General features: G+C 27.4%; 13 protein-coding genes, 1 pseudogene and 1 CRISPR repeat array. Of the genes and pseudogenes, 1 reads left to right on the top strand and 13 read right to left on the bottom strand.

Annotated features, from left to right (window positions below; all coding sequences use genetic code 11):
* Positions 1-54: 54 nt before the first annotated feature.
* A CRISPR array of direct repeats spans positions 55-1,660; the repeat unit is 30 nt; unit sequence ATTTCAATACATCATATGTTGTTATTAAGC.
* 230 nt (positions 1,661-1,890) lie between these two features.
* On the bottom strand, positions 1,891-2,064 hold the full coding sequence (locus tag B5E75_RS14660; protein WP_162607702.1) for a hypothetical protein: 174 nt from the start codon (positions 2,062-2,064) through the stop codon (positions 1,891-1,893).
* Between the two features lie 252 nt (positions 2,065-2,316).
* Between B5E75_RS14660 and B5E75_RS13010 the strand changes: the two genes are divergently transcribed.
* Complete coding sequence (locus tag B5E75_RS13010; protein WP_087360009.1) at positions 2,317-3,576, top strand: methionine gamma-lyase family protein; 1,260 nt, start codon at positions 2,317-2,319, stop codon at positions 3,574-3,576.
* Here the strand turns inward: B5E75_RS13010 and B5E75_RS13005 are convergent.
* The 12 genes and pseudogenes from B5E75_RS13005 to B5E75_RS14860 form a co-directional block, all read right to left on the bottom strand.
* Positions 3,573-4,319, bottom strand: coding sequence for an SDR family NAD(P)-dependent oxidoreductase (locus B5E75_RS13005; RefSeq protein WP_087360006.1), 747 nt, complete (start codon positions 4,317-4,319; stop codon positions 3,573-3,575). The two genes, B5E75_RS13010 and B5E75_RS13005, sit on opposite strands and share 4 nt — an antisense overlap.
* A 20-nt stretch (positions 4,320-4,339) precedes the next feature.
* Entirely contained in the window at positions 4,340-4,897 is a 558-nt protein-coding gene (gene efp, locus B5E75_RS13000; RefSeq protein ID WP_087244004.1) for an elongation factor P, read from the bottom strand.
* A 75-nt stretch (positions 4,898-4,972) separates the two neighbouring features.
* Positions 4,973-6,202, bottom strand: a complete 1,230-nt coding sequence (gene pnuC, locus B5E75_RS12995) for a nicotinamide riboside transporter PnuC (RefSeq protein WP_087360003.1) — start codon at positions 6,200-6,202, stop codon at positions 4,973-4,975.
* 385 nt (positions 6,203-6,587) lie between these two features.
* Entirely contained in the window at positions 6,588-7,520 is a 933-nt protein-coding gene (locus tag B5E75_RS12990) for a protein NO VEIN domain-containing protein (protein ID WP_162607701.1), read from the bottom strand.
* A 156-nt stretch (positions 7,521-7,676) separates the two neighbouring features.
* Positions 7,677-9,266: an AlwI family type II restriction endonuclease gene (locus B5E75_RS12985; protein ID WP_087359997.1), complete on the bottom strand. Its 1,590-nt coding sequence runs from the start codon at positions 9,264-9,266 to the stop codon at positions 7,677-7,679.
* Positions 9,247-11,196: a Dam family site-specific DNA-(adenine-N6)-methyltransferase gene (locus B5E75_RS12980; RefSeq protein ID WP_087359994.1), complete on the bottom strand. Its 1,950-nt coding sequence runs from the start codon at positions 11,194-11,196 to the stop codon at positions 9,247-9,249. Before B5E75_RS12980 ends, B5E75_RS12985 begins: the two co-directional genes overlap by 20 nt.
* 369 nt (positions 11,197-11,565) lie before the next feature.
* Complete coding sequence (locus tag B5E75_RS12975; protein ID WP_087359991.1) at positions 11,566-12,273, bottom strand: DUF5131 family protein; 708 nt, start codon at positions 12,271-12,273, stop codon at positions 11,566-11,568.
* Complete coding sequence (gene tcmP, locus B5E75_RS12970) at positions 12,260-13,369, bottom strand: three-Cys-motif partner protein TcmP (RefSeq protein ID WP_162607700.1); 1,110 nt, start codon at positions 13,367-13,369, stop codon at positions 12,260-12,262. Before tcmP ends, B5E75_RS12975 begins: the two co-directional genes overlap by 14 nt.
* A 230-nt stretch (positions 13,370-13,599) precedes the next feature.
* Positions 13,600-14,436, bottom strand: coding sequence for a hypothetical protein (locus B5E75_RS12965; protein ID WP_087359986.1), 837 nt, complete (start codon positions 14,434-14,436; stop codon positions 13,600-13,602).
* A gap of 719 nt (positions 14,437-15,155) precedes the next feature.
* Positions 15,156-15,353, bottom strand: a complete 198-nt coding sequence (gene rhuM / locus B5E75_RS14965; RefSeq protein ID WP_275086221.1) for a RhuM family protein — start codon at positions 15,351-15,353, stop codon at positions 15,156-15,158.
* 40 nt (positions 15,354-15,393) lie between these two features.
* A pseudogene (gene rhuM / locus B5E75_RS12960) lies at positions 15,394-15,867 on the bottom strand (RhuM family protein).
* Between the two features lie 36 nt (positions 15,868-15,903).
* On the bottom strand, positions 15,904-16,117 hold a 214-nt coding region (locus B5E75_RS14860; protein WP_477377678.1), incomplete at its 5' end, for a virulence RhuM family protein.

Genomic DNA, 16,117 nt, shown 5'->3' with positions numbered 1-16,117 from the left:
CATATGTTGTTATTAAGCGAAAATGGAAATGACACCACAGCTACATAATTCTTAATTTCAATACATCATATGTTGTTATTAAGCACTTCGATTATTTTTCCATATTCACCGATAAAATAATTTCAATACATCATATGTTGTTATTAAGCTTTGATGTTTTTTATAATTTGCTTTTGTTTCTTTATATTTCAATACATCGTATGTTGTTATTAAGCGAAGTGATCTAGTAAAAGGTTTATGGAATGGTATTAAATTTCAATACATCATATGTTGTTATTAAGCTTGGTACTGCCTGAAACTGTAATTGATGCAGTGTTATTTCAATACATCATATGTTGTTATTAAGCGAAGATGATGGATGAGGAAACATGGATCACTGCTGAATTTCAATACATCATATGTTGTTATTAAGCGCTATCTCCTTTCAAATTAAAAAAACTATTTTAAATATTTCAATACATCATATGTTGTTATTAAGCTACTACAAGTCAGGTCTTTAAAATTGGCGATTATTAATTTCAATACATCATATGTTGTTATTAAGCACAGTTTATCGAAAAGAAAACGAAAGACGCACAATATTTCAATACATCATATGTTGTTATTAAGCTATATTTTTAGGCATACCAGCACATTTAACATTAAGATTTCAATACATCATATGTTGTTATTAAGCGCTATTTCATCAGCAGATAATCTATCAACTATTTTTATTTCAATACATCATATGTTGTTATTAAGCTCGGTATGGATTCTAGAGCTGGTCGTATCGAATATTCATTTCAATACATCATATGTTGTTATTAAGCTTTTCCTGAACAAAAAAATTTACTTTCTTTATAATTATTTCAATACATCATATGTTGTTATTAAGCTATTCAATAGGTGTGAGTTCTGTATTTGGTGTTCATTTCAATACATCATATGTTGTTATTAAGCAGTAAAAGAGCTTAAAGAAATATTAGATAATATTAAATTTCAATACATCATATGTTGTTATTAAGCTCAAAACTACGCCTATAAAGACTATCCATCTATCAATTTCAATACATCATATGTTGTTATTAAGCTGTTTATAACATAATAGAAATCATCATTTTCATAATTTCAATACATCATATGTTGTTATTAAGCAGACAGTAGATGCAGACTTTACAGGAGACATTCCCCAATTTCAATACATCATATGTTGTTATTAAGCAAATCTTGGAACTGTAGATGACATTGTAATAGATATATTTCAATACATCATATGTTGTTATTAAGCCAAAACACCCTTGTTTCCATTCGCCACCAAATAACTATTTCAATACATCATATGTTGTTATTAAGCCATATCAATGACCGCAAATGCATTTAATGTTCCATATTTCAATACATCATATGTTGTTATTAAGCTATCTTCCAGGATATGGCGCAGTTAACTTAAATGCATTTCAATACATCATATGTTGTTATTAAGCGACAGCTTTTGTACTTTACTCGACAGGAGCTTTCAAATTTCAATACATCATATGTTGTTATTAAGCTTGTTCATATCCTATGTGCCAACACACAAGTTCATATTTCAATACATCATATGTTGTTATTAAGCTTGTCTTGGTATGCAAGATTGCGTAGATGGTAACATATTTCAATACATCATATGTTGTTATTAAGCCCTGGAAAATCAACATTTTCTTAATAGTTAATTTTAAAGAAACCAAGGTAGATAAAGGAGTTTCTCTATTTTTTACCAGGTAAGAGACAAAAATTTAAAAAGTATATAAAAAAGCAAAAAATACATAGATAAATACAGTACTTTTTATAACAGGAAAGAAATTTTTGCTGGTAAAAAACATCCTGTATTACATATAAAAATATCACAATTTCAGCAACCAAGCAATATATTTATAGCCTCATTCCAACATTAACATTTTTACTCTTAACGATTGCTTTACTATCTTTATCAATCTTAACAGTAGTTTCTTCTCTTGTATAGTTAAATTTCATTAGATGTTTTTTATTTTGATTAAATATACCTTTAATCAAAACGTTTAATTTTATTTTCAAATAATTCACCATCTCCTATTCCTCCTTCAATCATCAAAATGTATACATCTTATGTTGCTATTTAGTTAAAATCTAAAAAATATAATTATTTCAAAACACCTCATGTTGCTTTTCCAAAAAAATATTTCCCTCCTATTTATAGGATATACTTAATTTAAAATAATGTCAAATTATATTTTTTATCATATCATTAAAATTTTTTTATGCAAAATAGCAATATTCATGTATAATAAAGACTGAATTAATGATGGGAGGATTATAAACATGATATTAGAACAAATTCATCCAGATATACTGGAAATGGCAAAAGAATCAGATAATATCTTAAGTGATATTTATAAAAGAATAGATGAAATAGCTTTAACAAACTCTAATCGTATTTTATCAGCATTTATAGAAAATAGAGTTTCTTATTCTGATTTTGCAGATATTAACGGATATGGAAATTATGATGAAGGAAGAGATAAATTAGAAAAAATCTTTGCGACTGTTCTTGGATGTGAAGATGCTTTGGTTCGCCCGCAGATAATGAGTGGAACAAATGCATTATATCTAACGCTTTCTGCTTTATTAAAACATGGAGATACAATGATTTCTTTATCTGGAGCTCCTTATGATTCTTTACAAGAAATGATTGGTTTGAGTGGAAATTCTACACAATCATTAAAGGCTAATGGTGTCAAATATGAACAGATTGAATTAGTCAATGATGATTTTGATAATGAGAAAATTGTAGAGAGATTAAAACAGAATAATGTCAAACTTGTTGAAATTCAAAGATCTAGAGGGTATTCACATCGTCAATCTCTTTCTATTTCAAAGATTGAACGTATAATTTCAAAGATTCGTGAAGTAAATAAAGATGTTATTATTATGGTTGATAACTGCTATGGTGAGTTAGTAGAAGACAAAGAACCTGGTCATGTAGGAGCTGATGTGGTTGTAGGATCATTAATGAAAAATCTCGGTGGTGGAATTGCACCTACTGGTGGATATATAGCAGGAAATCAGGAACTCATTCATATGGTTGCTGAACGTTTAACTGCTCCTGGTATTGGAAAAGATTTAGGTGCTAATTTTAACTTAAACAATACTTTCTTTAAAGGTTTATTTATGGCTCCTAATGCTGTTAAAAATGCTTTAAAAACAGCTGTATTTTCTGCGTATATGTTAGAAAAATTAGGTTATTCTAACGTATCTCCTCGTTATGATGAGCCACGCACAGATATCATTCAAACTTTAGAACTCAAAACAAGAGATAATTTAGTGAACTTTACACAAGGGATTCAACAGACAAGCCCTATTGATTCATTCGTTCAAGTTTTACCTGCCCCTATGCCAGGTTATCCTTTTGATGAAGTCATGGCTGCAGGTAGCTTTACACAAGGAAGCACCATTGAATTAAGTGCTGATGCCCCTGTTATTGAACCTTATACACTTTACATACAAGGTGGATTAACATTCGAATATGGAAAATTGTCTATTTTACTGGCATTATCAAATATGAAAGGGAAGTTGGATTAACAACTTCCCTTTTGTCCACCATCAATACGTATGACAGTATTATTAATAAAATTAGCTTCATCGCTTATTAAGAATTTCACTAAATAAGCCACTTCTTGAGGATCACCATATCGATTGACCATAATTTTTTCAACTTCTTCTTTTAAAAATTCTTCATCATATCCGTCCAACTCATTTTCTGTTCCGATAAAACCTGGAGCAATACAATTGACATTGACATATGGAGCAAACTCAAAAGCAAGATTATGTGTCATAGAAATCAATGCTGCTTTAGAAGCATCATAATCTATACACATAGGATAATAAGTATTGATACCATTAGTTGAAGAAATATTAATAATTCTGCCATATTCCTGATCTAACATATGTCGATAAACACGTTTACTGCAATTAAATGCACCTACAACATTGACATCTAAAGTCTTTCTAAATTCTTCAGCATTTTTCAAATGAAAGAGATTAGATAAATCAACAGCAGCATTATTAATTAAAATATCAACACCACCTAGTTCTAATTCAATAGAAGATATCATCTGATTAACTTCATCTTCCTTAGAAACATCACATTGAATAGCCATACATCGTACACCATAATTGTTTATAATCATATCTTTTAATGCATGAGCTTCTTTTTTGGATGTGAGATAATTAATCACAATATCATAACCTTGTTTTCCAAGTTCCAAAGCAATGGCTTTTCCAATGCCTTGTGCTCCACCTGTAATTAATACAACTTTATTCATCTTTGAAAAAAAGAGCTTGATTAAGCTCTTCCTGCATACTTACCATCTGCTGTAAAGACAACAATTTTTTCTCCAGGTTCAATGAACTGAGGAACACGTAATGATAATCCTGTATCAGTCACAGCATCTTTTGTTTGATTAGATGGTGCCCCTTTAATAGCTGGATCTGTTTCTACAACTGTTAATTCTACTTTTTCTGGCACAGATACTGATAATAAATCACCTTCAAAGAACATTAATGAAACTTCTGAACCTTCAATAATATAATATTGAGTATCTCCAACTTGATCATTAGCCAATTCATATGTTTCATATGTTTCCATATCCATGAAATAGAATGTTGATCCATCTTTATATGAATATTGTGCTGTTTTTCTTGAAATATTAGCTTGATCAAATTTTGTATTTGCATTAAAGTTTCTTTCTTGAATTGCATTTGTTTTTAAGTTTCTCATTTTTGTTTTCAAGATAGCTGCACCTTTTCCTGGTTTTACATGTTGAAAGTCTAATACCTGGCAAGGATCACCATCAACAATTAAAGTTAATCCTGTTCTAAAATCTCCCGCTGATATAGCCATATTTTTCACTCCTTATATAATTTTAAGATTTTTCTTCACGCTTATTTTACCAATTTTATAAACAATCTACAAGACTCATGCAGATATTTGTGCCTGTTTTTCTTGTGAATGTGACTGAATATACTTACTCCACTTAATATAACCATATGTTGTATTCGTAAAATAGCCTAATTTCAGAACTAATAAAACATATTGTCCTGAAATCACATTAATAACTGCTTCCAGGAATGCACAAATATACCACGCAATCCACTGTTCTCTTAGTCTAAAGAAAATAAACAAACCATTGGCAATACCTACTGCTGATGCACAGGCATCAATATAAATAATGGCAGTTTCTAATAATTCATTGTTATAGAAATCTGTTGAGATATCTAAACCACTAATAAAATATCCTACAACAATTGTCCAAACAACAATACCAACAATAACTAACACTTCCTGATATCCTTTTAATTTTCTGACAACTGTCAATTCACTTTCTTCTTCATCTTTATGTCTTGACCAGTTAATATAACTAATAATATCAATTGGTAACCAGAATAGTAATGTTGTGACCATTGTTGCAAAACGATACATTAAGACAACACACATTGCTATTTCTACGATTTCTACGAATACAGAAACAAGGAAATTATATCTTGATTGCTTAGAAATAAGTAACTCACAAAGAATATTCAGGAATGTATCTAGTAAATAAAGCAACATGATGATAATTCCATTGACACCATTTGCACTTTCTTCTGGAAAAATAACAGAAATAATCGTAGCCAATACCATGATTGATAAAAACCATGATTTTTCATATGTTGTAAACTGTTTTGCAAATAATGTCATAATCAAAACAGATATCATCAAAATAAATGAAGCAATTCCAAAGTTAAACACAGGTGTTAATTCATTGGCTTTGACTTGTCCATATGAATGTTGTATTTCCTGATTTGTTATATTTTGATGATCAAAATAGAGCTTTGTTCCATTATCAGTTTCATACTCATATGCTGTAATACTATCATCTTCTAATTGAATGTAATTTTCATACGAATAAGAAACAACTAATTCTTTATCCCCACTTATATATGTGACATCACAAACTGTATTATCCTCACTATAATCTTCTAGTTCCCTATCCCTAGTCATTTCTATACTTTGGATAAACTTTGTATCATTGACATCGGCATTAACTTGAAACATACCATATCCAATAGATACAATAGAAGCAACACATAATAAAATAGAAATAATAACTTCTGCAATACGTAACCCTTTTCTAGGTTCCATATTGGCTTTAAAAAACTTTATCATATCAAACCTTCTCCCCTATCATTTGCATTTTATAACATGCTTTCCTATTATAAACTATTTTGATTGAATATGATATATTTAATTGTTAATTACTATGAAAATTACTCATTTTAACATTTTTAGACACATATTGATATTATTGGTCAAATAATTGAAACTCATTTCAATTACTTTTTTAATATTGTTTTGAAAACATGAAAAGATGTCTATTAGTTCAATATTTATTTAAATTCAATCTTCTTCTCAGGTACTAGATAATTTAGAAACCACACTTTGTTTGTTCTCTCACTCCTATAGAATTAAGCACTTTAATTAATGTATTATTTCTAAAATTAAAGTTACTAACTTAATCAATCATATTTGATACTTTATAACAAATAATATTTTATTTGATATAAACCATAAAATTTACTGAATCAATTTTCACTTCTTGAGAAATAGAAATATCTCCAACTAATTCATAATATCTAGCAACTTCTTTTTTTAAGTCAAAAATTCTATATAATCGATAATTATTCGCATGAACTTTTGAAAATTGTACTTCATTAGCGGTCATATAAAATGGAGTAAATCTGTTATCCATTGTTGTTTTCACTTCGATAAATAGAGGTTCAAGTGTATCTAAATCAAAAGACAAAATATCATATCCTTTGGAATCGTCATCCAACGATACCCACTTAAGATAGCCCTCAAGTCCGGGAATAATCCCATTTTTTACACCTTTCAATAATTTTTCTTTTTCTAATTTGAAAATAAGTTCTTCTCCTTTTTGACCTACATCAATATGTTGAATTTGTCTTTTCACATAATCTTGTTTTGTTTGTGTTAATTTTTGTTTATTAGTCGTTTTCTTTATATCTGAATTTTTTCTTTTTGGAATAGTTATTTTTTTTAAAGTTTTAGCTGTCTCTTTTATATTTTCAGTTTGATATATAATCAATTTTTTATTATCTATTTCTGCGCTTTTTACATAACCTTGAATAAAATCAGCAACATATTTCTCAGGCACTGTTTTGATTACATTTTCTAAATTGCCTCGGATTCTTTTTCCACTCAAAAGAAAATTATGATTTTTTATTAAATTATTCACATATTTATTACAATTAATTCGTCCATTTGTTCTAATTGCATCTTTTATAGGATTAATAAGTTCTTTAGCAGTAGAAAGTTTTCTTAGTCTATAAGCATCACCATAAGAACCTGTTAACTTATTAGGTTCATATGTTATAGAAAAAGCCTTTCTATTACAAAAAGAACCCAGTGCTGTGTAGTATTCCTTTTCATTATTAAATTTTAATGTACCAAAATCAAATATCATAAAATCACCATATTTATTAAATATATTTCTTTTCTTGATTAGCCACATGCTACAGGAATATGATAATAACTTTAGAAAGATTATATCAAGCCAAATTAACTACCTAGAATATAGTAAAGTTTAAAATTCTATAACATATAATTGTTCATCCTGTATCTAATGGTCAACCAAGTTTCTTTTAAAAGAAACTAAATCTTTCAGATTATTTCCACCGTCATCAAGCAATCCAATAAATTTTGAAATCTCATACGTATATATATCAATACCATATGCAACTTTTTGCCACTCTGCAGCCATTCTCGTATCATCATGAATCATTGGAGCTATTAAAATCGAAAATGTATCAGGATTACTCTTTCTTACTTCCTTTTGATGTCTAGCAATTGGAATGATCTCATTGTTTACCTGATCAGCTCTCCCTCTCATTAAAGTAACTTCAATTAATTCATCATATTCTAATTCCTTACATATAATGTCTGCAATGCCTCCGCCTGCAGTAGATGTCGGTAACCCCTCATCATCATAAGGATACTGCGGATTTACATCCATATCTTTAAAACATTGTTTTAAAGCAATACTTGTTAAAAATTCTAGTCTTGCAGGTGCATTAATAAACCTAAAAACAGGATCTTTACTCTCTCTACTTCCTGTACTTAATATTAATAATTCAGACAAAATTTGTTTTTTTGTATATTGTTTTGCAAATTTTTCTACAGTATTTTTCCTAATTTCATTTGAATTTTCAGGTAATTTGGTTTGAATGTTTACAATATTTGTATCAATCTCGCCGATATAATTAAAATATATCTCTTCATTTTCAAATGTTTTCTCTGTCGGATAATTTTGCACAATATAATCTATCTTTTCTTTTTTGAATTTATTTTCATCTAAAAATCTACCATTGCCTCTTAATGATAATAAACCAGTCATTCTCATTTTTCTAATATATTCATCAACTGATTCTCTGCATATCTTACTCAATTTAAAATACTTCTTGTCTTTTTCACCTGCATTTAGAATTTGCAAACAACGATCATACATAAATTCATCACTATATGAATATCCATAATTTTTTCTTAAATTTTTTATATATTCATATAAGGCTATATCATTACCATCTGGCCAACACAAAAACAATGGAATTTCCATTCTAAAAATCCCGTTATGAGCATACTCAGGATCATTGTCTAAATTTCTTATTACTTTCAATAATAAAACTAATGGAACATTAGAATTCAAAGTTTTTCTTAAAGGATTATTAGAAGAATACTTAACCAATGAATGAGTAAATACATTTTCAATTTTTTCACTATTCAAAGGATTTTCACTAATCGCATCTATCAACATATGACCCAAACTAGAAATCACTATAGGTTCATTCATTTTGTAGTACAAAAAACCAAATTCTTTTGATAACTTGTACCAAGTATCAAAACGTGATGGCCAACCATAATCAAAACCTGCTTCCTTATGCTTTTGTTCAGAATTTTCAATTATGTCTAATAACTGTTCTCTAGTAAAAGACTTCTCTTCATTAGCATAAATAGCTTTATATCGTAAAACATTGTTCACATAAGTTGGTTTATAAAGCTTATTTCTTATCACTTCCAGAATAATTTCTATAATAATTTCATTTGTTAAAATCTTATGTTCATATGGAACAATACATTTTAAAAAACTAGCAATCCTTTCTGGATTTCTCATAGTTGTCGAAAAAGACAACGGTTTATACTTTGCTTTTGACATAATTAGTTACATAAACCTCCTTTGAATCACTTTTGATTGTATTATCATTAAAACTAATATAATTACTTTCAATATTATAACAAACATACTTTTTCATCCATAATAATAAAATTTCATTAGTTTTTCCTCTATGATTAAGTAAATTAGTTATAGCCCATTTTACCCCCATATCATTTAATTTATCTAAACAATTATACAATTCTTTTTCTTTATCTTCGTTCCACAACTTATTATATTCACTGCTCGAAATCAAATAAGGTGGATCAAAATAAATAAAATCATTTTCTTTAAAAATTTTTTTATTTAGAAATTCAAGATAATCATTATTATAAAAATTACAATTATTTATCCTTCTAAAATAAAAATAACTATTCAAGGAATTATAAACATTCTTATTAAAATCAACATTTCCAACTGGAAGATTAAACTCACCTTTTGAATTAAATCGTATCATATGATTAAAGCCATAAATTAAAAGTAAATACAACAAAAAATCATTTTGTTGATTATTATTAAAATCATCTCTTAAATTCAAATAACTTTGCTTATTATAATGAGAATAATATGTCTTTTTATACTGCATTTTCATCTCATTTGGGACCAATACACCTTTAAAAGAACAAGACAAACCATACTTATCAATATATCTAAAAATTTGGTCAAAAAATTCAGAATCTTTATTAGCGTATTCTCCTAAAAAATTATGTATTCTGATAACATTGGAATCAATATCATTTAAAAAATAATTATTAGCTACAGTATTAATAAAAGAGCTTCCTCCACCACAAAAAGGTTCATAATAATTATCTATTTGATCAGGAAATAGTTTTTTTAATTGTGAAACCAGTTTATATTTATCTCCCACATAAAATAGCGGAGATCTTACAGGCTTATCCTTCTTTTTTTTTACAACCGATAAATTATTTACTTTTGTAATAAAAAGATATTCTTTATGTCCAGTCAATTCAGTTTTGCCAGTAGTAAACGCTTTGTATTCTTTTTGAAAAATCTTAGTTTCACCTTTTTCTTTTAAGATTTCTTCGATTTGTTCTAATGTGATTTTATTTTTTGAAGAAGAAGATTTTGATGTATATGTATTATTATAAGTAACTGCAATATATTTTACATTCAATTTATCTATCAAATCCTTAAATGCATCAGGAGCTCTATTTTTGCAATAGTCACTCATGTTTTCCTCCCTAGGCTTCATTGCTACGCCAAATAGTTCGGGTTTTTCCCATTTTGTTACATTTTCAAGAACATGGTAAAATCTCGAATATTGTCGTGAGTTATAAGGAGGATCTATAAAAGCTATATCAGCCTTAATTTTACTAGCTAATTGATTGGAATCTTCTCTAAAGATATTAATATTTTTATTTGTTATATTACAGGGATTAATTAATTCAAACTTAAACTCACTTCTTATGTTCTGCTTTTTCATATAAGAATCATAATGTCCACATGTATTTGCTATTCTATCCATTGAGAAAATTAAAGAACTAAGCAGTATTGAAAATTCTTTTTCATTGATGATATTTTCACTTTGAAGAACTTTCAAATCTTCTCTAATAAATCCAATTATTTTAGCATCATTATTACTAAAAAACTTACCGCCAAAATTTATTGAAAAATAATTATCTTCTAAATTTTCAGATTTTAAACTATTGTATTTTTTATAATATGAATTAATAACCGTCTTGTTATATTTGTCTTTTGAAAAAAAGCCTTTAAAAATAACTTCATTTGAATATAAAAAATCATTAATATAAAATGTTTTGTAATTATTTAATTCATAATTAGTAACAGATCCTGTCCCAGCAAAAACATCAAAAAAACTTTCACCTTCACAATTTTCTTTTAATAATTTAGAAATCCATTCCATTAATTTATTTTTGTTTCCCACATAACGCCTATTATAAATATTAAACAAAATAATCCCTCTCTTTATACAGTTTTCTTGTTGAAATTTCAAGATTTAATAAATTACCTTATACTCTCAATATAAGCTATTATAACAAAATTGATTATGCGTTGCTACATAAAAAATATAAGTTAAATTTTTGTAGATTCGATACCTATCTACAATTAAATATTACACCAAAAGGAGTATATATTATATGATTGGTCAATTTTATCAGAATTAATAATCAACTTAAATCGGAATATTTGGTCAGCTATGCCATAATAATCAATTATTAAAGTTTAAGATATAAATCTTATTTTACCTATTATATGGTAATTACTACATTTCATCTTATAATTTTATAATAAGTCCATTTTAAGATCGAAAATTAAAAAATTATTTTAAAGGATATTCTTTATAATATTTTCCATTTAATAAAGAACCTGTTTTCTTTTTATTAGTCCCTCCCCATTGTTTAAAGAAAAAAGGAATATTTTTTTCTTCGCATTTTTTTTGAATTTCTACCACCCATTCTTTTTTACAAACACGACATTTTGGTCCGCTTTCTCCTCCTACAATCACCCAATCAACATCATCTAATGATATATCATTTATCGATGATAACAATGGCTCACAAGATAAAAATTTCAAACTCGATGAAATATGTTTTAAATATTTTAATCGATCATAATTAGTATTATCTTCTATAGTAATACCAAACCAAATATTTTTAGTCCATTTTAATTTTTTGTTCATCTTAGCCACCCTATCTGGCCTTTTAGTTAAAACTTGGAAAATATGTTGCTGATGTGTATTCATAATTTCGAATACTGATATAATAAAATCTTCTGGGACATCTTCATGAAATAAATCAGACATAGAACACACAAATATCATTCTTGGTTTTTTTAAATGCGAAATTTCATTTAAAGAATCATAGTGTATTGTTACTTTAAAGCCATTTTCATATTTTTTTAATCCCATTGATTGAAGTCTTTTAGCCATTCTTTTAGCATAACAATTTTTACAACCACTTGATATCTGTGTACACCCTGTTACAGGGTTCCAAGTTTCTTCAGTCCATTCAATCTTACTTGCAGACATCTAATCCCTCCCATTTGTATGTGGATTTTTTAAATGATTTTCCAGATTTGGAATCATAAGTAAGCATACCGTTTTTTAATGATGGCTTTATAACATGTTTTATGATTTGTCCACTTTTTAACATAGTTTCTTCCATTATAAATTCTTGTATATCATCATATGTAAAAATACTATTTTTAAATTTTAATCTACAATCCTCAATCACATCTGGTAAATAATTAGATAAATAATATTCTTCTAGCATTTGTTTACTCTCATCCAAATCAAAAAGGCTTAACTTTTTATCATCCTTCTTATTTATATGATAAGGAGCTCCTTTAAACACCTTCCAAATACTTTCTTTTAACTTGTTTAGACCATTTATATTTGGTGTTGCGTATACTAAATAATACAAATTTTGATTATTCTTATTTCTAAATTCTATACTAAATGTGTATTTAATATATCTACATTTTTTTAAACTCTGTATAAAACAATTCAAACATTCTCTATCGTTCGTATAATTTGTTGACATAAAATCAGAAAGACTAGCTTTTATTTTTTGCATCTTATTTGGAGCATGTTCATTATGAATATTTCTACGTATATCACTTGTAAAGAAATTAAACAATATTTCACAATAAGTTACATTTAATAAACTACAAAACCTATTAATATCAACAGTTCCAAAATTAAATGGATCTACAAATATTAAAGTAAATGCTTTACCAAATTTCGTTGTTTTTTTTAGTGAGTCTAAATAAACATTTACATCCTCATTTGAATAATAAACAAAAACATTCGATGGACGTTCAATATTTTTTATTACATTTTTTAAAAATATAATCTTTTCTTTATCATTATCATTTAAATGCAACTCATATTTTATTCCATAATGTTCTTTAGCATGTTTAATAAATCTTTCCAAAACCACTATAGCAGTTCCTTTATCGTTGTTTTTATATATACCAGAATTACACATACAATCTATAAAAATAATTTCATTTTTATTAACCATTTTTGCGTTTTCAACTACATAAAGCCAATTATCGACATATTCACCAACTAATTCTATTTTCTTTCTTGACTGTTCTTTGATTGCATCAAGTTCTTTCATAACCATAATCTCCTCATACACAATATATTTTTATTTTTAAATAGCTGAATTATTTAAAATACTGCCAAATTATCTATCTACCCTATTATATATTTTACTTATAAAGCTTTCAACAATTCAAAGGATTCCTTATCAAAAACGCACTTTTTTCATATAAAATAATACTTTCAACAATAATTATGGTTGAGTTGGAAATGTTTAACTTGTAATCTAATGATTTGATACGCATTTTATATTCGTTTCTGACGTTGAATAATCTTTGATAGCAATACCAAAGTAATCCCTATAACAAGCACTATCATCCCTATAATCTGCATCATGCCTGTGTTGATGTACATTGTTCTCCCTAAGAAATGATTTGTAAGTTCAAAGCCAATATTTTGGGCAATATTTGGAATGATCCATGCAACAGCAATTCCCACAATGAACACTGATATGCCTAAATGCATCATAATTTTATTTAGTGATTGTTTCCAAGAAACAATCAAATAAACACTCATAACCAAAACAATTAAAAGAATAAATCTAAAGATCCAAGATGTTATAAACTGATATATCTTCATAAGCATTGATTGAACATCAGGTAAATAACTTGTATTGATAAGAGAATCAGTATACGTTTGAATTGATGATTCAATATCCTGACTTTTTTCAAGAAGTTGTGAAAGAATGACTTGTTGCTGTGACTCACTTATTTCAATATTTAAATGATTTTCTATTGTATTAATCGTTTCATTTGCTAATATGACTAAATCATTGGAAATATCAGGATATTGAGGAACTTGATTATTTGATATAGCATTACTCATTGCATCTATATACTTACCTGTTATTGTATCAAGTGCTTTTGAATTTCCAAGAGCCTCTTGAATATCAACCAATGTATCAATAGGTGTATCAGGAAAATCTTCATCAACGACATCCATAATACGAATGGCTACTGCGTGACCAATAGCTCCTTCATTAACCGTTTGAATAATCATATCTTTTGCTGAAAAGCTGATACACATTAAACAAACAACAACACCAACAATAATATCAAAAAGTATAACTTTACCTTGTTTCATATTCTTTGCTCCTCGCTTACTTATTTTTCATCATCATTATATTAGAAAAAAATATATTTTAAAAGAACCCCCATATGGAAATCATGCAAATCAATACATATAAATCTTCTTTAATCAATTATAATACTTATAATTAGATAAAATAAAGCTAAAATATGTCTTTATTTATTTTATAAGTTAATTGATAAATCAATAACTCCATTTTTATTTGATCATTTATTTAGTCATTTTATTGGCCTTCGTTATCATAAAAATTCTTTAATGTATGAAATTCTTTTAAAACTAAAAAATCAAACAATAAATAGCATCCAGGCTGTTGGCAAACAAAAAGCCAACAGCCTAAAAGAAGATGTTATAGATTTCTCTATCTTGCGTCCTTGAGTCATTCTTTATTTTACCGACGAGTCAGAACCATCACTCGTCATCATAGGATGCCTTGAGGCTGAACTTCTCATCATTAATGCATATTATACATATTTAAATAAAGTCTATAATTTTCAATATTAAAATCAACCATAAAATTTTTCAAAAATGAAAATATTATTTTGGAAATAGATTAATAAATGATTTATCTTCAAAGCAAAAAGGAATTCATTAACAATCACAAAAAATGATTATTTTAATTCATAGTTCATGTCTATTCTTATAATAATAGTTTTAAATAGAAATCATTGATTTTTTGACACTAAACTAAATTTCAAACATAGTAATAGATGAAGTTACTTCAAATTTTCTAACTCCTTTATTACATCTAAATAATCTCTTTCTACATCACTTAATGTTCTTGCTTTATATTTTTTATACTCTGTTTCAGCTTTTTCCATAGCTTGTTGGTGAGAAACCGAACCATTACCAACTAATAATTGTTCTCCAGTAACTGTTAGAATATTATCTAGGTGTTTGACCCAATCTTCCATTGTCATCACTTATTCATGCTGTGATTGTCTTTCTGCAAAATCAAGATATCCTGATACAAGACATTGCCTTTAGCTCTTTTTCATTGAAATAATTCCTTGCAATTTTTGCTTCTCTTAGTGTTGGTTGATTACCTGCAAAGGAAGTTAAACCCATAAATTCCTTTTCAGCATCTACTCTATGATAAATAACTTCTGCTACAGTCTCGCCATGAATAGCATAATGAATCTTATTTTGTACTTTTTTAAAGAATTGGATAGAAACATCAGCTGTTGCATCATAATCAATACTTGTAGCATATATTTCAAGTATCTATCTATAAAATACTTTTTCAGATGCTCGAATATCTCGAATTCTTTCAAGCAACTCTTTAAAGTATCCTCCTCCACCTAATCCTTTTAATCGTTCATCATCAAGCACAAAACCTTTTTTCATATATTCTTTAATAAGATTAGTTACCCATCTTCTAAATTGAACTCCTCGTTTTGATTTCACACGATAGCCACCAGAGATAATTACATCTAGATTTTAATATTCTATATTTCTTTCTACTTACCTATTGCTTTTATTTTGAACTGTTGCAAAATTTGCAACAGTTGCCTCACGAACTAGTTCTCCTTCTTTATAAATATTTTTAATATGTCTAAATATAGTGGATTTATCCCTCTGAAATAATGATGACATTTGATCTAACGATAACCAAACTGTTTCATCATTAAAAGTTGTTTCTATTTTCACCAAACCATCTTCTGTTGTATAAATAATC

The sequence above is a fragment of the Massiliimicrobium timonense genome, from assembly GCF_002160865.1.
In the GTDB taxonomy this organism is placed as follows: Bacteria; Bacillota_I; Bacilli_A; order Erysipelotrichales; family Coprobacillaceae; genus Allocoprobacillus.
The sequence above is the reverse complement of the archived record's forward strand: the minus strand, read 5'-3'. Positions and strand labels throughout refer to the sequence as shown.